At 66.2% G+C, this 16,837-nt stretch carries 21 protein-coding genes; 10 read left to right on the forward strand and 11 right to left on the reverse strand.

Translation table 11 applies throughout. From position 1 onward, the window contains the following. Positions 1-247: 247 nt before the first annotated feature. Positions 248-1,597, reverse strand: coding sequence for an OmpP1/FadL family transporter (locus B3T77_RS02585; RefSeq protein WP_292076913.1), 1,350 nt, complete (start codon positions 1,595-1,597; stop codon positions 248-250). A 162-nt stretch (positions 1,598-1,759) separates the two neighbouring features. Continuing rightward, positions 1,760-2,527 (reverse strand): competence/damage-inducible protein A, encoded by a 768-nt coding sequence (locus B3T77_RS02590; protein WP_292076917.1) that lies wholly within the window; start codon positions 2,525-2,527, stop codon positions 1,760-1,762. 97 nt (positions 2,528-2,624) lie between these two features. On the opposite strand from B3T77_RS02590, the gene map reads away from it, so the two are divergent. The 7 genes from map to B3T77_RS02625 all read left to right on the forward strand — a co-directional run bounded on the left by map (position 2,625) and on the right by B3T77_RS02625 (position 6,846). Further along, the gene (gene map / locus B3T77_RS02595; RefSeq protein ID WP_292076920.1) at positions 2,625-3,443 is read left to right on the forward strand and encodes a type I methionyl aminopeptidase; all 819 of its coding nucleotides are present in this window, start codon (positions 2,625-2,627) and stop codon (positions 3,441-3,443) included. A gap of 52 nt (positions 3,444-3,495) precedes the next feature. Further along, a complete protein-coding gene (gene radC / locus B3T77_RS02600) occupies positions 3,496-4,233 on the forward strand; it encodes a RadC family protein (RefSeq protein WP_292076923.1) in 738 nt (245 codons plus the stop codon). Beyond that, positions 4,230-4,754, forward strand: a complete 525-nt coding sequence (locus B3T77_RS02605; protein ID WP_292076926.1) for a GNAT family N-acetyltransferase — start codon at positions 4,230-4,232, stop codon at positions 4,752-4,754. The genes radC and B3T77_RS02605 overlap by 4 nt, the downstream gene beginning before the upstream one ends. Before the next feature lie 56 nt (positions 4,755-4,810). Continuing rightward, positions 4,811-5,053 carry a BolA family protein gene (locus B3T77_RS02610; protein WP_055752906.1) on the forward strand — a complete coding sequence of 81 codons (243 nt, stop codon included), beginning with the start codon at positions 4,811-4,813 and terminating at the stop codon, positions 5,051-5,053. A gap of 5 nt (positions 5,054-5,058) precedes the next feature. After that, complete coding sequence (locus B3T77_RS02615) at positions 5,059-5,961, forward strand: oxidoreductase (protein WP_292076933.1); 903 nt, start codon at positions 5,059-5,061, stop codon at positions 5,959-5,961. 91 nt (positions 5,962-6,052) lie between these two features. Continuing rightward, positions 6,053-6,406, forward strand: a complete 354-nt coding sequence (grxD, locus tag B3T77_RS02620) for a Grx4 family monothiol glutaredoxin (protein ID WP_292076935.1) — start codon at positions 6,053-6,055, stop codon at positions 6,404-6,406. Continuing rightward, positions 6,406-6,846: an acyl-CoA thioesterase gene (locus B3T77_RS02625; RefSeq protein ID WP_292076937.1), complete on the forward strand. Its 441-nt coding sequence runs from the start codon at positions 6,406-6,408 to the stop codon at positions 6,844-6,846. The genes grxD and B3T77_RS02625 overlap by 1 nt, the downstream gene beginning before the upstream one ends. Here B3T77_RS02625 and B3T77_RS02630 read toward each other — a convergent pair. Beyond that, positions 6,830-7,225, reverse strand: a complete 396-nt coding sequence (locus B3T77_RS02630) for a hypothetical protein (protein ID WP_292076939.1) — start codon at positions 7,223-7,225, stop codon at positions 6,830-6,832. The genes B3T77_RS02625 and B3T77_RS02630 overlap by 17 nt on opposite strands. Positions 7,226-7,508: 283 nt before the next feature. On the opposite strand from B3T77_RS02630, the gene B3T77_RS02635 reads away from it, so the two are divergent. Continuing rightward, a complete protein-coding gene (locus B3T77_RS02635) occupies positions 7,509-8,621 on the forward strand; it encodes an NADH:flavin oxidoreductase/NADH oxidase (RefSeq protein ID WP_292076941.1) in 1,113 nt (370 codons plus the stop codon). Here B3T77_RS02635 and B3T77_RS02640 read toward each other — a convergent pair whose 3' ends face one another. The 3 genes from B3T77_RS02640 to rpsD form a co-directional block, all read right to left on the reverse strand. Beyond that, positions 8,622-10,973: a bifunctional diguanylate cyclase/phosphodiesterase gene (locus B3T77_RS02640; protein ID WP_292076944.1), complete on the reverse strand. Its 2,352-nt coding sequence runs from the start codon at positions 10,971-10,973 to the stop codon at positions 8,622-8,624. A 95-nt stretch (positions 10,974-11,068) separates the two neighbouring features. Beyond that, positions 11,069-11,434: a hypothetical protein gene (locus B3T77_RS02645; protein WP_055753328.1), complete on the reverse strand. Its 366-nt coding sequence runs from the start codon at positions 11,432-11,434 to the stop codon at positions 11,069-11,071. A 189-nt stretch (positions 11,435-11,623) separates the two neighbouring features. After that, on the reverse strand, positions 11,624-12,241 hold the full coding sequence (rpsD, locus tag B3T77_RS02650; protein WP_055806141.1) for a 30S ribosomal protein S4: 618 nt from the start codon (positions 12,239-12,241) through the stop codon (positions 11,624-11,626). A 250-nt stretch (positions 12,242-12,491) separates the two neighbouring features. Between rpsD and B3T77_RS02655 the strand changes: the two genes are divergently transcribed. After that, on the forward strand, positions 12,492-12,713 hold the full coding sequence (locus tag B3T77_RS02655) for a hypothetical protein (RefSeq protein WP_292076951.1): 222 nt from the start codon (positions 12,492-12,494) through the stop codon (positions 12,711-12,713). On the opposite strand, the gene B3T77_RS02660 is transcribed toward B3T77_RS02655, so the two are convergent. The 5 genes from B3T77_RS02660 to fghA form a co-directional block, all read right to left on the reverse strand. Beyond that, the gene (locus tag B3T77_RS02660; protein ID WP_292076953.1) at positions 12,710-13,648 is read right to left on the reverse strand and encodes an MBL fold metallo-hydrolase; all 939 of its coding nucleotides are present in this window, start codon (positions 13,646-13,648) and stop codon (positions 12,710-12,712) included. The two genes, B3T77_RS02655 and B3T77_RS02660, sit on opposite strands and share 4 nt — an antisense overlap. A 94-nt stretch (positions 13,649-13,742) precedes the next feature. Further along, on the reverse strand, positions 13,743-14,354 hold the full coding sequence (locus B3T77_RS02665; protein WP_292076956.1) for a superoxide dismutase: 612 nt from the start codon (positions 14,352-14,354) through the stop codon (positions 13,743-13,745). Positions 14,355-14,461: 107 nt separating this feature from the next. Then, positions 14,462-14,686, reverse strand: coding sequence for a hypothetical protein (locus B3T77_RS02670; RefSeq protein ID WP_039244260.1), 225 nt, complete (start codon positions 14,684-14,686; stop codon positions 14,462-14,464). Positions 14,687-14,701: 15 nt separating this feature from the next. Further along, positions 14,702-15,661, reverse strand: coding sequence for a DUF4350 domain-containing protein (locus B3T77_RS02675; protein WP_292076961.1), 960 nt, complete (start codon positions 15,659-15,661; stop codon positions 14,702-14,704). A gap of 7 nt (positions 15,662-15,668) precedes the next feature. Next, positions 15,669-16,508 carry an S-formylglutathione hydrolase gene (gene fghA, locus B3T77_RS02680; protein WP_292076964.1) on the reverse strand — a complete coding sequence of 280 codons (840 nt, stop codon included), beginning with the start codon at positions 16,506-16,508 and terminating at the stop codon, positions 15,669-15,671. 87 nt (positions 16,509-16,595) lie between these two features. On the opposite strand from fghA, the gene B3T77_RS02685 reads away from it, so the two are divergent. Continuing rightward, the coding region (locus B3T77_RS02685; RefSeq protein WP_292076969.1) for a glutathione S-transferase N-terminal domain-containing protein at positions 16,596-16,837 on the forward strand (242 nt) is incomplete at its 3' end.

The raw sequence follows: 16,837 nt of genomic DNA on the forward strand, positions 1-16,837 counted from the left end.
TACAACCCCCTGGCCGGCGAGCGCGTGCCCTCCATCAACGACAACGTCAAACCGGCCGAGGGCGAAATGAAGCGCCGCCCCCGTCGCCGCCCGTCAAACGGCGGCAAGGGCTACACCGGCGCGGCCAAGGGTTGAGCCTGAGGATCGGGGAGCGTTTGCTCCCCGATGCCTTCATGTTGAGACAATAAAAAACGGCGGCTCCTGCGAAGGAGCCGCCGTTCTCATGTCAGCCGGTGCTGAGCGGAACTTAGAAGTTCCAGGTCGCGCCCAGCGAGAAGCCGACGCCCGAGCCTTGCGCTTCGCCGCGCAGGTTCGAGACGACAAGGCCGTTGCCATAGACGTCGCGCGTGTCGTTGATCGTCGCGGTGTCGATGTCGATGTAGGTCACGGCGCCGTCGAAGGTCATCGAACCGATCGTCTTGGACAGACCGGCGGCGTAGAGCCAGCGGTCGCCGTCCGGAATACGGGCGGTGCGGTGATCGTCCGGCGTCGGGGTCGGGTCGTAACCCAGGCCGGCGCGGAAGGTCATCGACGGATCGATCTTGTAGTCGAAGCCGATCGCGCCGGTGGTGACGTCGTCATAGTCCTGAACGATGGTCGAGCCGCCGCCGGTGTAGGCGACGCGGATGGCGTCGAACTCGCTCCAGCCGATCTGGTTGACCTGGGCGTTCAGGGTCAGGCGATCGTTGACGGCGTAGCGGGCCGAGACGGTGGCGTACCAAGGCGTGGTGAAGGAGGCGCCGCCATCGGTCGAGACGTTGGCGCCGGCCAGGACGCCGGTCAGGCCCGAGATGTTTACCGAACCTTCCAGCTCGTGTTCGATCTTGGAGCGGTAAGACAGACCCAAGTCCAGCTTGCCGAAGTGCATCTGAGCGCCGGCGTTCCATCCGTAATCCCAGCCGTCGCCTTCCAGTTGGTTGCGGCCATCGGTCGACGGCGAGACGACATAGGCGGGCGACAGGACAGACGGGATCGGCACGTTCGGCAGGGCCGACGACAGGGTCGCCTTGGCGTATTGGGCGTCGAAACCGGCGCCGATGTCCAGCCAGTCGGTGACCGTCATGGCGGCGACCAGGCTGACGTTGGCCGAGCGCAATTCCGACGTCAGAGCGTCGTAACGCGCGAAGTCGGTCGGCTCATATTTGGTGGTGAAGTTGTAGGGCGCCTGGACGGCCAGGCCGACGTTGAAGCGGTCGCCGATCGGCATGGAGACGGCGAAGTTCGGCACGATGCCGCTTTCGACCACGTCATGGACGTGCGGGTCGCCGTTGACGGGAGCCGAGCGGCTGACGACGCCGACGCCCGGAACCGGAACGTTGTAGGTCAGGCTCGAGCCGGTGTTGTCGACGTCGGAGTCCAGGATCAGGCCGTGGGCGCCGAGGTAAACTTCGCGCTGGGTTCCGGCGATGGCGGCGGGGTTCCACCACAGCGACTGGACGCCCTTATCGGCGCCGACGCCGGCGTTGGCGCGACCCTGGCCGCGGGTCGATTGTTCCTGGACATAGAAGGAGCCGGCCATGGCCGGGGCGGCGACGCCGGCCAGCAGGGCGGTCGTCAGGGCGATCCCGCCCACGCGGGCGAAGTTCCTGGAGGTCATTTCATACACCTAAGTAAGCGCCGGCCGCATTACGCGCGGTCGATCAGGGGAGGAGCCCTCTCAGCGTTCGCGGCGCGAAAGCGTTGCGGGCAAGGCCCCCATCGGACCGGAAACAGGCGAAACCGTGGCGCCTGAGCCGCACACGATCACGGCTTTGCGAGGTTACGCAGCGGCAACGTCGATGCTCAGATTACGCAGTTCTGCGATCAAATCATGCGCCGCCGCACGGACCTGATCGGCGTTGCGGCCACGAATAACCAGATGGGTTCCGATCTCGCCGACGCTGCCATGGCCGAACGGATAGCTGCCGAAGGACAGGTCGCGACGCTGGTTGGCCGCCGCCCGCAGCACATCCGCCACAGCCCCCTCGCCCACGCCGCTGACCTTCAAGGTCTGGGCATGAACGATCGCGCCGGTGCGCAGGCGCGGGGCCACATCCTCCAGCATCGCCTGCATGATCTTGGGGACGCCGGCCATGACGAAGACATTGCCGATCTGGAAGCCGGGCGCATCGGTGACCGGATTGGCGATCAGAACGCCGCCTTCGGGGATGCGCGCCATGCGACGGCGCGCGGCGTTGAACTCGTCGCCATAGCGGCGCGACAGGATCGCCAGCGCGTCGGGATGTTCATGCAGGGCCACGCCGAAGGCGGCCGTCACGGCGTCGGCGGTGATGTCGTCATGGGTCGGACCGATGCCGCCGGTGGTGAAGACATAGTCCCAGCGTGAGCGGAGGGCGTCCAACGCCTCGACGATCCGGCCGTGATCGTCGCTGACGACCCGCGCCTCCATCAGGTCGATCCCCAACGCCGCCAGAAAGCGGGCGATGGTGTTGGTGTTGGTGTCCTGGGTCCGGCCCGACAGGATTTCGTCGCCGATGACCAGGACGGCGGCGGTCGGGCCAGAGCGGTCGGTGTCAGCGTCGGTCATGCGGGAATCCGGGGGCAGGCTTGAGGTTTCATGCTATAACGCCCATCTGCGGCGAACGGATTGCGCCGTATCCCGCCTTTTGCAGACCGATCGCCCCATGTACGAAACGCCCGAACTCGAAACCGACGTCCTGGTCCGCTCCAGCGCCATTCGCATCCATGAGGCGGAAGACTTCGAGGGCATGCGCAAGGCCGGCCGTCTGGTCGCCGAGGCGCTGGACATGATCGCGGCGTATGTGAAGCCGGGCGTCATGACCAGCACGATCGACGATCTGGTGCGCGAGTTCACCCTGGACAACGGCGGCCTGCCCGCCTGCCTGGGCTACAAGGGTTACGAGAAGACCGTCTGCACCTCGATCAACCACGTCGTCTGCCACGGCATTCCCGGCGACCGGGTGCTAAAGGACGGCGACATCGTCAACATCGACCACACCGTGATCGTGGACGGCTGGCACGGCGATTCCAGCCGCATGTATGCGGTGGGCGAGATCAATGCGCGGGCCAAGAAACTGATCGACGTGACCTATCAGTCGCTGGACTTGGGCTTGGAGCAGGTCAAGCCGGGCAACACCTTCGGCGACATCGGCTATGCGATCCAGAAGTTCGTCGAGGCCCAGCGCATGAGCGTGGTGCGCGACTTCTGCGGCCACGGCATCGGCCGCGTCTTCCACGATAGCCCCAACGTCCTTCACTACGGCCGTCGCGGCGAGGGGGCGGTGCTGAAGCCCGGCATGTTCTTCACCGTCGAGCCGATGGTGAACCTGGGCAAGCCGCACGTGAAGGTGCTGTCCGACGGCTGGACCGCCGTGACGCGCGACAAGTCCCTGTCGGCCCAGTGCGAGCACACCATCGGGGTGACGGAAGACGGACTGGAAATCTTCACGGCCTCGCCGGCGGGGCTGTTCCGACCGAACTGAACCCTTGATCCCCAGTCGCAATACGCACAGGTTGCGTTTAGCGGGAGGGATCATGCTCGACGACAAGGCGTCCGAAGTCGGCGACAAGCCCAAGCCTCGGCACAGCGGTCATCGCGACCGGCTGCGTGAGCGGGCGGCGAAGGGGGGCCTGGGCGCCCTGCCCGACTATGAGTTGCTGGAGCTGCTGTTGTTTCGCAGCGTGCCCTACAAGGACACCAAGCCGCTGGCCAAGGATCTGTTGGCGCGGTTCGGCGGGTTGGAGGGGATCGGGGCGGCCAGCCATGAGGCGATCGAGGATCAGGTGGCGCGGTCGATGGGATACGCCGTCGGCAAGGCGACGCGGGCGGTGGCGCTCGACCTTCAGTTCATCTTCGACGTGACGCGGCGGATCGCGAAGGAGCCGACGGCCAAGCGGCCGGTGATCTCGTCCTGGACGGCGCTCCTGGCCTATGTCCGCGTCGCCTTGCAGCACGAGCCACGCGAGCAGTTCCGGGTGCTGTATCTGGACAAGAAGAACCAGCTGATCCTGGACGAGGTGCAGAACCGCGGCACGGTCGATCATGCGCCGGTTTATCCGCGCGAGGTCGTGCGGCGCGCGCTGGAGCTGTCAGCCAGTGCCCTGATCCTGGTGCACAACCATCCGTCGGGCGACCCGACCCCCAGCCGCGCCGACATCGAGATCACGAAACAGGTTGTGCAGGCCGGCCGCGCCCTTAACGTCGAGGTTCACGACCATCTAGTCGTCGGCCGCGACGGGGTGGCCAGCTTCAAGCAACTGGGCTTGATGTGACCGACAGAATTCTGACGACCGAGCGATTGGTGATGAGCCCCGTCTCGACTGACGATTTCGGTGAGCTGCTGACGCTGTGGTCCGATGAAGATTTCACGCGCCACATCATGGGCCGGGCGCTGGGGCGCGAAGAGGTGTGGTTCCGACTGCTGCGCGATCTCGGCCACTGGGCGGCGATGGGCCATGGCAACTGGACGATCCGGCTGCGGGACGGCGGCGCCTATCTGGGCAGCGTCGGGGTATTCGACTATCGCCGCGAGATGGAGCCGCCGTTCGATGCGCCGGAGCTGGGCTGGGGCGTGGCGCCGAGGTTTCAGGGGCGGGGCTATGCGGCCGAGGCCCTGACGGCGGCGCTGGCCTGGACCGACCGGAGGCTGGAGGGGCGAACCGTCTGCATGATCTCGCCCGAGAACCTGGCCTCGCTGAAGCTGGCGGCGCGGGTCGGTTATCGTCCCTATGCGACGACGACTTACAAAGACCAGCCGGTGAAGTTGTTCGAACGGCAGCGCTACGGAGCGTAGGTCGGCATTAAGGATTATCGGGCAAACTGGCGTCCAACGAAGTGTGAGTGCCCGCCATGCCCATGTCCGTGGAAACGCTGCGCCAGCATCTGGTCGAAGCCTTCGCCGACGCCGAGATCGAGATCGAGGATCTGGCGGGCGACGGCGACCACTATCGCGCGCGGATCGTGTCGAGCGCCTTCGCGGGCCTGCCGCGTGTGCGTCAGCACCAGATGGTCTATGCGGCGCTGAAGGGTCAGATGGGCGGCGAACTGCACGCCCTGGCGCTGGAGACCTCCGCGCCGGCCAAGGAGGGCTGACGGCCATGCGCTATCGCCCCTTCGGCGTCTCCGGCTCCGCCATCTCCAACCTGACGCTGAGTTTCGGCGCCGACGTGCTGAAGCGCGGGCGCGAGGCCGGGCTGGACCTGCTGTATTCGGCGCTGGAGGCCGGGGTGAACAGCTATCGGCTGGAGACCGCCGACCCGGTGGCGGCCGAGGTGCTGGGCGAGGCCCTGTCGCATGTGGATCGCAAGCTCGTCTATGTCAGCCTGACGCTGGGCGCCGGCGACGGCCGCGACCAGCAGCGGGACTTCTCGGCCCGGGGGATGACGGCGGCCATCGACCGGGCGCTGCACTTCTCAGGGCTGGGCTGGATCGACGTGGCGGTGCTGCACGAGCCGGGCGAGACCGAACTGGCGCAATCGTCGCTCAGCGCGTTGAAGGCCATGCGCGCCACCGGACGGATCAAGCTTTTGGGCATCGCCGGCGGCGGCGACGTGATGGACGCCTATGTGTCGACCGGCGCGTTCGACGCCCTGCTGACGCCGTTCGACATCAACGCCGACTGGAAGATTCGAAACCGCATCCGCTCGGCGCGCGAGCAGGACATGGCGGTCTTCGCCTATGACTTCTACGCCGACCGGCGCGCGGGGGCGCCCGATGCCCCGATCTTCAAAAAGGGTCTGTTCGGCTTCGGCAAGGACAAGCGCCCCGTCGATACGCCCAAGAAGGACGCCTTCGGCTTCCTGTACCGCACCCATAACTGGACGGCCGAGGCGATCTGCCTGTCCTACGTGCTGACCGACCCGTCGGTCTCCAGCGTGATCGTCAATCCGACCGACACCGATCGGCTGGCGACACTGGCCGCTGCGCCCGAGCGGGACATGCCGCCGGGCCTGGCCGCGCAGATCGAGATGGCGCGCGTCGTGGCCAATCAGGCGGCCTGACCGGCCCCAGCAGCTGTGCAGAACGTCGCGGACGCCTTGACCGCGCCCGTTCGGCTCCCTAGCTGACGGGCTTCACGAAAGGCCCTTATCCGTGACCGACACCGCCCAAGCCGCCGATCCCGTTCACGCCTTCATCGGCGAGACCGTCGCCCAGAACGACGTGGTTCTGTTCATGAAGGGCACGCCGGACCAGCCGCGCTGCGGCTTCTCGTCCCTGGCGGTGCAGATCCTGGACCATGTCGGCGCCGGCTTCGTGGGCGTGGACGTGCTGCAGGACGAAGCCCTGCGCGAAGGCATCAAGAGCTTCACCGACTGGCCCACCATTCCGCAGCTCTATGTGAAGGGCGAGTTCGTGGGCGGATCGGACATTATCCGCGAGATGTTCCAGGCCGGCGAACTTCAGGCCATGATGGTCGAGAAGGGCGTTCCGCTCGGCGAGGCCTGATGGCCAGGAAGACCCTCACGCCGCGCGAGGACCGCGAGGTCTTCGTCGTGCCGCTGGACGTGCGGCCCGAGCACATCGACGCCAACGGCCACGTCAACAACGTCGTCTATGTCGGCTGGCTGCAGGATGCGGGCACGGCCCACTGGAATGCGCGCTTCGACGAGGCGACGCGGGAGAAATGGTCATGGGTCGCGACCCGGCATGAAATCGACTATCTGCGCGGCATCGAGCCGGGCGCAGAGGGCGTGGTCGCCCGCACCTGGGTCGGCGATCCGCAGGGACCGCGCTTCACCCGCTATGTCCGCATCGAGGACGCCCAAGGCCGCGTCTGCGCCCAGGGCGTCACCGAATGGGTGCTGGTGGACGCTGCGACCCTGAGGCCGCAGCGCATTCCGCCAGACATGCTGATCGTGTTCGAGACGCCTACTTCAGCGGATTGAGGATGCGGGCCGCCGTGCCGGGCTCCAGGCCCAGGTCGGCATAGGTCCAGCGCAGTTCGACGCCGTCCGGGACCAAGGCCTTGCACAGGTCCTGTCTGGTGCGGCGAAGCGTGATCTCGGCCGGCGAGCCGTCCGATACCGACACCTCGAAATCCGACGCCTGGGTGCAGCCGTTGGAATCGACGCGCGCGACCAGGGCGCCGTCGGCGAACCGGGCTTCACGGATGGCCTCTGCCGGCGGGGCGTCGTCGCGGCGCAGGTTCACCGAGACGTTCTCGCCCGCGTCGCTGTCATAGATGACGCAGGCCGACAGCAGCGGCGCGACCAGGGCCGCGACCGCCAGACCCTTGATCATCGGACCCTTTACGAAGCTGCGCATCACTGGCCCGAGGCCGGCGCGGTGATGACGCGCGTGGTTGGCTTTTCGGTCGAGACGATGATGCAGCCCGACAGCAGCGGGGCGGCGATGGCGATGGCGAGAGCGAGACGAAGCATTGGTGTGTTCCCCAGTTGAAGCTTGACCCTTTTGTGCCGCGTGGGTCGGGCGCGCACACGTGAATAATCGGAAAGCTGGGTGAACAATCGGAAAGGATCGGGGTTGAACGTGACCGCAACCGCCATAGCTACAGTCCCCCCTCTCCCCCCCCCACGGATCGTCCTTCATGAGCCAGCTGTTCTCACCCCGCGCCCTCGGCCCCCTGACGCTGAAGAACCGCGTCGCCATCGCGCCGATGTGCCAGTATTCGGCCATCGACGGCGTGCCTCAGCCCTGGCACGTGCAGCATCTGGGACGACTGGCGATCTCCGGCGCTGGACTGGTCATCGTCGAGGCGACGGGGGTCGAGGCGGCGGGACGGATCACGCCGGACGACACCGGCCTGTGGAACGACGGCCAGGAAGAGGCCTTCGCCCGGATCATCCGCGACATCCGCACCTACAGCGACACCCCGATCGGCATCCAACTGGCCCACGCCGGACGCAAGGCTTCGACCAGCGCGCCGTGGAAGGGCGGCGGCGCCCTGAAGGCTGAAGACGGCGCGTGGGAAACCTTCAGCGCCTCGGCCGAACCGTTCAAGGATGACTGGCACACGCCAACCGCCATGACCCCGACCGACATGGACCGCGTCGTCTCCGCCTTCGAGGACGCCGCGAGGCGGGCGGACCGGGCCGGGTTCGATCTGGTCGAACTGCACGCCGCCCACGGCTATTTGCTGACCCAGTTCCTGTCGCCCCTGTCCAACAACCGCACCGACGATTTCGGCGGATCGTACGAGAACCGGGCGCGCTTCCCGCTGCGGGTCGCCCAGGCCCTGCGCGACGCCTGGCCCCGGACCAAGGCGCTGGGCGTACGCTTCAACGGCTCGGACTGGGTCGAGGGCGGCATCGCCCTGGACGAGGTGACGGCACTTGGTCAGGCGCTGCACGACATGGGCTATGACTATCTGCACCTGACGTCGGGCGGGAACGTTGCGCAGGCGAAGATTCCGGGCGGCGAGCCGGGCTATCAACTGCGGTTCGCCCAGGCCGTTAAGGCGGCGACGCCGCAGGCCAATGTGATGGCCGTGGGCATGATCTTCGATCCGCAGCAGGCCGAGGACATCGTGGCGTCCGGTCAGGCGGACTTCATCGCCATTGCACGCGCGGCGCTGGACGATCCGCACTGGGCGCACCATGCGGCCGTCGCCCTGGGTGAGGATGAAGGCCTGCCGGTCCAGTATCGCGGCGCCGGCAAGGGCGTTTGGCCCGCCTATGATCGCGCCAACGCCCCCACCTGATCAGGCGGCCTTTTCCATCGAAGGATCGACGGCCCACAAGACCCGTGCGGCCGCCTGGACTTCCGCCTCGGCCGTCTTCTGGGGGCGGCCGAGCAGATAGCCCTGGACCTCGTCACAGCCCTGGTCGCGCAGGAAGGCCAGCTGCTCCAGCGTCTCGACGCCCTCGGCCAGGACGGGGATATGCAGGCTCTCGCCCAGGGCCAGGACGGCGCGAATGATGGCGGCCGACTGAGGTCCGCCGTCGAGTTCGGACATGAAGGAGCGATCCAGCTTGATCTTGTCGAACGGGAAGGCGCGCAGGGTCGACAGCGACGAATAGCCGGTGCCGAAGTCATCCATGGCGATGGAGACGCCCAGCAGCTTCAACTGACGCAGGACGTGGGTCGTGCGCTCCATGTCGGTGATCATGGCCGTCTCGGTGATCTCCAGCTCCAGCCGCGACGGAGACAGGCTGGTCTCGACCAAAACCTGATGCACCAGGCGCGGCAGGTCGACGTGGCCTAGCTGCACCGGCGACAGGTTGACGGCGATCTTGTGCGGTTCGGTCCAGCTGGCGGCCTCGGCGCAGGCGGTGCGCAGCACCCATTCGCCGATCGGCAGGATCAGACCGTTCTCTTCAGCCAGAGGAATGAAGTCGGCCGGCGAAATGAAGGTCCCGTCCGGCTGGATCCAGCGCAGCAGCACCTCATAGCCGGTGATGTCGCCGGTATCGACGGCGGCCTGCAGCTGCCAGTTCAGGCTGAACTGGCCCTGATCCAAGGCCTCGCGCATCTGCTGGGCCATGCGACGGCGATTGCGCACCGCCTCGTCCATCTCTTCTTCGTAGAAGCAGACGTCGGTCCCCAGCGAGGCCTTGGCACGGTACATGGCCAGGTCCGCGTCATTGATCAGGGCGGACGGGTCGTGGGCGTCGTCGGGCCAGATCGCGATGCCGGTGCTGAGGCCGCAGGCGACCTCGGCATGGTCCAGCACGACCGGGGCGGTGACGGCGTCGCGCAGGCGCGCGACCAGATCCAAGGCATCGTCCTTGTGCTGGATCGGCACGACGGCGACAAACTCGTCCCCGCCCAGGCGCGCGATGAACTCGTCGTGGCGCAGGCAGGCGCGCATCCGTTCGGCGATCTGGATCAGCAGCTGGTCGCCGGCGGCATGGCCGTGAACGTCGTTGACCTCCTTGAACCGGTCCAGGTCCATGGCCAAGAGGGCCACCTTGTTCGGAACCGTCAGGTCGGCGGTCTGGCGCGTCAGCCATTCCAGGAAGGACGAGCGGTTGGGCAGGCCGGTCAGGCCGTCGTTACGCGCCAGATGGGCGATGCGACGCTCCTGCGCCAGACGCGTGCGCACGTCGCGCACGGCATAGATCATGACGTGATCGATACCACAGTCGCGGCGCACGGCGATCTCGACGGGGATGTCCGCCCCGCCTTCGGCGATCAGTTTGGACTGGCTCAGGCCGTTGACCGCCAGATCGGCGACGCCGGCGATCCAGCGCGACAGCGGTTCGCCGATCAGGGCGTGGTGGGCAACGCCCGCCAGATCGGCGAAGGCGGCGTTGGCGGCCAGGATGACGCCGTCCTGTTCGACCACCATGCCATCGACGCTGCCCTCGATCAGGTGATCCAGGCGCGCCTTGGCCTGCAGACGGGACTGGACGTCCAGGGCGTGGCTGGCGACGCCGGTGCCCAGCATCATCAATCCGACGGCGGAGACGGCGAAGGCCAGGACCAGGTTGGTCGATCCGACAGCGCCCATATCGACCAGCGCGCCGACCGGCACGATCGTCATGGCGGCCATGCCGGTGAAGTGCAGGGCCACGATGCCCAGGACCATCAGCACGACCGGGACGACCTTGCCGGACTGCCGGGCGCGATTGAACGCCAGGGCGCCGAGGACGACCGCCCCCGCCACGGAGGCGGCGACATAGGGGGCCGACCAGTGGATGACGGCGTCGGTCGCAAAGGCCGCCATGCCGGTATAGTGCATGGCCACTACGGTCAGGCCGAACAGCACGCCGCCGATTTCGGCCGAGGCCGGCATCCGGCGCGAGGCCACCCACAGCGCCAGCGCGCTGCCGGCGATGGCGACGCCCAGGGACAGGCCGGTCAGCACGGGGCCGTAGCTGATGGTGACGCCGGGCTCATAGGCGATCATCGCCACGAAGTGGGTGCACCAGATCGTCGCCCCGGTCGCCACCGCGCCCATGAAGGCCCAGGCCAGACGCGTGCCCTTTTCGGCGGCGCGCAGGCGGCGATACAGGCGGAAGGTGATGATCGAACCGATCAGGCACAGGCCGGCGGCCAACGCGACGAGCCAGAGATTATGGTCGTCGGTCAGGCAGGTGAAGAAGCGCATGAAGCTACAGACCTTGGGGGGACGGTCTGTCGTCGTAACGGACGTTGCTTAATCAGACGCGCTCGAACAGGCTTAACGAAACGCTACAGCCGTTTTCAGGAGCGAGGCATCTGATAGGGGTTGTTGACGCTGACGGGCGAGCCGGGCGTCAGGCCCAGTTCCTCGAACGACCACTTCAGCTCGACGCCCTGGACCAGGTCCTGCTTGCACTTGTCCTCATCGATGCGGCGCAGGGTGATGACGGCGCTGCCGCCCTGCAGGCTGACGATCGGGATCAGGTCTTCCTTGGCCGTGCAGCCGTTCGAACTGACCCAGAAGACGGCCTGGTCCTTGGTAAAGGCGGCGGCATGGATCGGTTCCAGCGCGCCGGGCATGCCCGCGGTGGAGACGGTGGGCTCGCCGCGGCTGGCGCAGGCGGCCAGGCCCGCCGATGCGGCGGCGATCAAAGCCAAGCGTTTCATGATGGAGTCGCGCAACTGACGACCTCCCCTGCCTCAAAGCCTGAACCGGCCGAGAATGCGCCTGTTCGCCCTTGGAGGGAACAGGATAAAAAACGAAAGGCCCCGGACGAATCCGAGGCCCTCCAAACTCAAATCCAGAAGCGGCTCAAGTAGGCCGAAGGCCGATAGCCGCTCTGAAGAAAACTTCGCTTACGAAGCGTAGTATTCGACGACCAGGTTCGGTTCCATCTTCACGGCGTACGGCACGTCCGACAGTTCCGGCACGCGGACGTAGCGAACCGAGAACGAGCGGTCCGACAGTTCCAGGTAATCCGGCACGTCGCGTTCCGACGACTGCTGGGCTTCGAGCACCAGCGCCATGTTGCGCGACTTTTCCTTCACGGTGACGACGTCTTCCGGCTTCACGCGGTAGGAGGCGATGTCGACCTTCTTGCCGTTGACCAGGACGTGGCCGTGGCTGACGAACTGGCGGGCGGCCCAGACGGTCGGGACGAACTTGGCGCGGTAGACGACGGCGTCCAGGCGCGATTCCAGCAGACCGATCAGGTTTTCCGAGGTGTTGCCCTTGCGACGCGCAGCCTCGTCATAGGTCTTGGCGAACTGCTTCTCGGTGATGTTGCCGTAGTAGCCCTTCAGCTTCTGCTTGGCCTTCAGTTGCAGACCGAAGTCCGAAACCTTGGACTTGCGACGCTGGCCGTGCTGGCCGGGACCGTAAGAACGCTTGTTGACCGGCGACTTGGCGCGGCCCCACAGGTTCTCACCCATGGCCCGGTCGATCTTGTACTTGGCGCTGTGGCGCTTGGACATTCTATTCTCTTTTCGACGATACGGCCCGGCATCCCCTGGATTGGGAATGCGATCTCAACGGCGGTCCACGCATCTTCCGTCATTCATCCCGGCCCCGCCGAAGCGGACCCGTGGAAGGTGGCGCTTATGGCCAGCGGGGGCGCCGGAGTCAAGCACGGCGGGCTGTTAAGCACGATGGAATGGAACGATCCCGTCGCCCCGCCCTTCCTTCGATGCAACCAAACCACGCATGAGGACAAGGAGGAGTGGAATGCAGCCCGAACACAACAGCTTTCAGACCGGCCTGTCCGACGAGGCCATGCAGACGCTGAAGACGCAGCTGGTCGATCTGGTTGAGCCTTTGAGCGACCACCAGCTGCTGGATCTCGCCGACGGCATCCATGAGATGCTGCGCCAGCGCCGCATGGTCCGCCAGCACCATGCCGAGCGCATGAACGCGCGCACCCGGCACGGCGTGGACCTTCGCATCTAGTCCTTCGCAGACTGGGCTTCTGAGATGAACATGGCGCGGCCTTCGCGGGTCGCCACCTTGCCCAGGCCGGGGAACGGGAAGTGATAGGCGTAGATGTGGGCGCCGGAGTTGCGCAGCGCCGTCACCTCGTCCAGCCGCGCCTTCAGGCCTGCCGCCTGATCGTCGTCATAGCCGACCTTCCAGTCCGGATGTTCCACCGACAGAATCCAGTGATGCATCAGGTCGCCGGTGTAGAGCAGCTGGTTCTGGCCGTCGGCGATCAGATAGGCGACGTGCCCCGGCGTATGGCCGGCCGTGTCCTGGGACTGGACGTCCGGCGCGACCTCGCCGCCCGGCTCGAAGGCCTGGACCTTGGGCGTGATGATCCGCACCAGATCGGCCAGTTCGGGATTGGCGCGGATGGACGCCCATTCCGCCTGCGACATCCGGATCGCTGCATTGGGGAAGGCCAGACCGCCGGCGCGGATCAGGCCGCCGACATGGTCGGGGTGGCCGTGCGAGATCAGCACGTCGGTGATCGAGGCCGGATCGACGCCGGCCTTTTGCAGGCTGTCCATCAACTGGCCCTTGCCCTCGCCCAGGCCGGTGTCGAACAGCATCGTGCGTGCGCCGTTCCTGACCAGAAGCGGATGGATTTCCAGCATGATCGGATCGGCCGGCTGTCCGGCGGCGGTGAGCGGCGCGGCGACCGCCTGCGGCGTCAGGCCGACGCCGAAGGTCTGGTTGTCGTTGTTGACCGGGTTCTCGCCGTCGAACAGGGCGATGGCGTCCAGCGCGCCGATCTTGAAGCGATAGACGGGCTTCTCGGCTGGCGCGGCGACGGTCTGGGTGGGGTTGGGCGGCGCGGGATCGCCGGGCTTCTGCCCGTTCGCCTGAGGGTTACAGGCCGCCAGCATCAGGGCCGCGAAAGCAGCCCCCGTCATCATCATCCGCATCGCTTCGATCTCCGTTTGCGATGACGCAATCGAAAACGCCCGCCGGAGGTTCCGGCGGGCGTCGTCATCTCTGGGTCTCTGGTCTGAACCGGCCTTATTTGGCGGCGGCGTAGAGGTCGTTGACCTTGTTCCAGTTCACCACCGTCCAGAACGACTTCAGATAGTCAGCGCGGCGGTTCTGGTATTTCAGATAATAGGCGTGCTCCCAGACGTCGGCGCCCAGGATGACCTCGCCGCGCTCGTCCACGACGTCCATCAGCGGATTGTCCTGGTTCGGGGTCGAGGTGATCTTCAGCTTGCCGTTCTGCACGATCAGCCAGGCCCAGCCCGAGCCGAACTGCGCGGCGCCGGCGGCGTTGAAGTCTTCCTTGAACTTGTCCATGCCGCCCAGATCGGCGTCGATGGCGGCCTTAAGCTCGGCCGAGGGCTCACCCGCCTGATCGGCCGGGGCCAGCAGTTCCCAGAACAGGCTGTGGTTCCAGTGACCGCCGCCGTTGTTGCGCACGGCCTTGGGCGCAGTGGAGATGCTGGTGAAGATTTCCTCCAGCGACTTGCCCTTCAGGTTTTCGTCGGCGTCGACGGCCTTGTTCAGATTGTCGACATAGGTCTGGTGATGCTTGTCGTGGTGGAAGGTCATCGTCTCCTTGTCGATGGCCGGCTCCAGCGCGTCATAGGCGTAGGGCAGCGGGGGCAGGGTGAAGGCCATGGGAGGTTCCTCTCGCGACAAGTTTCCGATGCGCCTCATCTAGGCGCCCGTTCATGAAACCCAAGCGACAGAGCCTGGATTTGTTCCGACTTATCGACCCGTAACGGTCAAGCTGGCAAGTTCGCCTTCAGGCAATCGCGAACGGCCCGCTTCACATCGCCTGGCGCATTGGGCTCGTCCACGCCCTCGGCCGCGAAGACGGCGCGCACGGCGGCGTCCAGCCCCTTGGGCAGGGCCTCGATCACCCGCTTCTGCCCCTTGGCGTGCAGGCAATAGCCCACCTCGCGGCAAAGGGCGGAAAACATCGGTTCGTAGGGATCAGAAGCGCTCATCCCGGCCCCTTAGCATCAGGGGAGCAGACGCGACAGCCAGTGCATCAGGTTCAGCACGAACTGCTGATCGTCATGACCAACCGTATTCAGTCCCATGCGGACAGGCTCGCGATCCAGCTGGTCAGGAAAACGCACGACCTGGGCCGTGAGCATCCCCGCCTCTCCCAGCACGACCACCCGCCCCGCGCCAAAGCGCAACGCCAGACCTTGGGCGGGTAAGGCGGGCCGCGACAACTCGGCAAGGACGACGGCTGGATCCTGGCCGGCCCGAAGCCGCGTCCGGATCGTCTGCAAGGCTTCGAGATCGGGAGCCTCTCGCGCATCTGCGCTCATCGCCAGCAATACGGTTGCGTCTGCCGGCCCCGACAGCGACTGCCCGGTAAAGCTCTTGACGACCTTCAAGTGCTCGCCTTGTTCGCGGCCCTCGACAATCGGATGATCCGCGAGCGCCGGACGCGGAAAGACCAGATTGGCCGTAACGTCGTCGCCCAGGGGCTGGAAGGCGTAGCCCGTGCCCATCGCCACCCCGAATCTGGCCGCCAGGGCTTCGGCGGCGGAACCATGGGGCGCGTGATCGGCGGCCAGAAGCAACGCCCCGCCCTGCTCCACCCATCGGCGGATCGCCTCGATCTCGGCGTCGTCGAAAGCCGAGGCGCGCGAGCCGTCCTCAGGGCGCGCCGGATTGGCGATGACCAACACCGCCACGCCATCAAGCGCGCCGGGCGCATCGAGCCGTCCCCGGCTGGCTTCAATCCGATATCCATCGGCCATCAACAGCGCGGCGAAGGCGGCATAACGACCTTCGATCGTCTGTTCGCTGCCGTGGCCCTGATCGACAAGCACGACAGGCCCATCCATCGCATAAGCCGGCGAGACCACCTTTGGCCGCCAATCCAGATCGCCGACCTGCTCTTGCGCCAAGGCTGGGCCTGCCAGCAGCAGGACTACGACAGCGATCCAACCCCGGCGTCCCATCTGGCGCCTAGACCTTCAAGCGTTCGGCATGGAAGGCGATGTGGTCGGCGATGAAGCTGGCCATGAAGAAATAGGAGTGGTCGTAGCCGGGTTGCATTCGGATCGTGACCTTCTGGCCGGCGGCGTCGGCGGCGGCTTGAAGCAACTCGGGCTTCAGCTGGTCGGTCAGGAAGTTGTCGGCGTCCCCCTGGTCGATCAGGATGTCATCGAAGACGCCCTTCGCCGCGCCGGCTGCGATCAGCTTGGCGGCGTCATGGCGGTCCCACGTCGCCCGGTCTTCACCCAGATAGGCGGTGAAGGCCTTTTCTCCCCAGGCGCACCGGGTGGGCGAGGAGATCGGCGCAAAGGCCGAGACCGAACGGAACAGGTCGGGGTGGTTCAGCGCCAGGGTCAGGGCGCCGTGGCCGCCCATCGAATGGCCGCTGATCGAGCGGACGCCCGTTGTCGCAAACTCGGCATCGATCAGGGCGATCAGTTCCTCGGTGACATACGTCTCCATGCGGAAATGCGGCGCCCAGGGCGCCTGCGTCGCATCCAGATAGAAGCCCGCGCCCTGACCCAGGTCATAGGCGGAATCGTCGGCGACGCCTTCTCCGCGCGGGCTGGTGTCAGGCGCCACGACGATGACGCCGTGTTCGGCGGCGCCCTGGAAGGCCCCCGCCTTGGTAGTGAAGTTGTCCTCGGTGCAGGTCAGGCCCGACAGCCAGATCAGCACCGGGAAAGGCCCATCCACGCCCGGAACGAAGACCGACAGCGTCATCGGCGTGCCGGTCGCCGTGCTGTCGTGCTTCAGATAGTGCAGGGTTCCGCCGTGGACGGCGTGAGTCTTGGTGGTCTGCAAGGTCATGACTTCTGGCTAGTGCAACCGGTCGATGTCCGCAACGCGCGAAGCTCGTGATAGAGTCGGCGAGCGACCGACCATGAGGATCAAAAGATGATCACCGTCACCGCTTTCAAATGGGTTCCGCCTTTCGCCGCCGGACAAGTTCGGGATCACCGGGTGCGATGGATCCTGAGCGAGGCGGGCTGGGCCTATGAAATCCGGTTGCTGGATGCAGTGGACCAGAAGTCGGCGGAATACCGCGCGCTTCAGCCGTTCGGTCAGGTGCCGGCGCTGGAGGAGGACGGCCGCGCTCCGATGTTTGAGAGCGGCGCCATCGTCTGGGACATCGCCGA

Origin of the sequence: Brevundimonas sp. UBA7838 (assembly GCF_002500885.1) — a bacterium.
GTDB classification, from domain to species: Bacteria; Pseudomonadota; Alphaproteobacteria; order Caulobacterales; family Caulobacteraceae; genus Brevundimonas; species Brevundimonas vesicularis_C.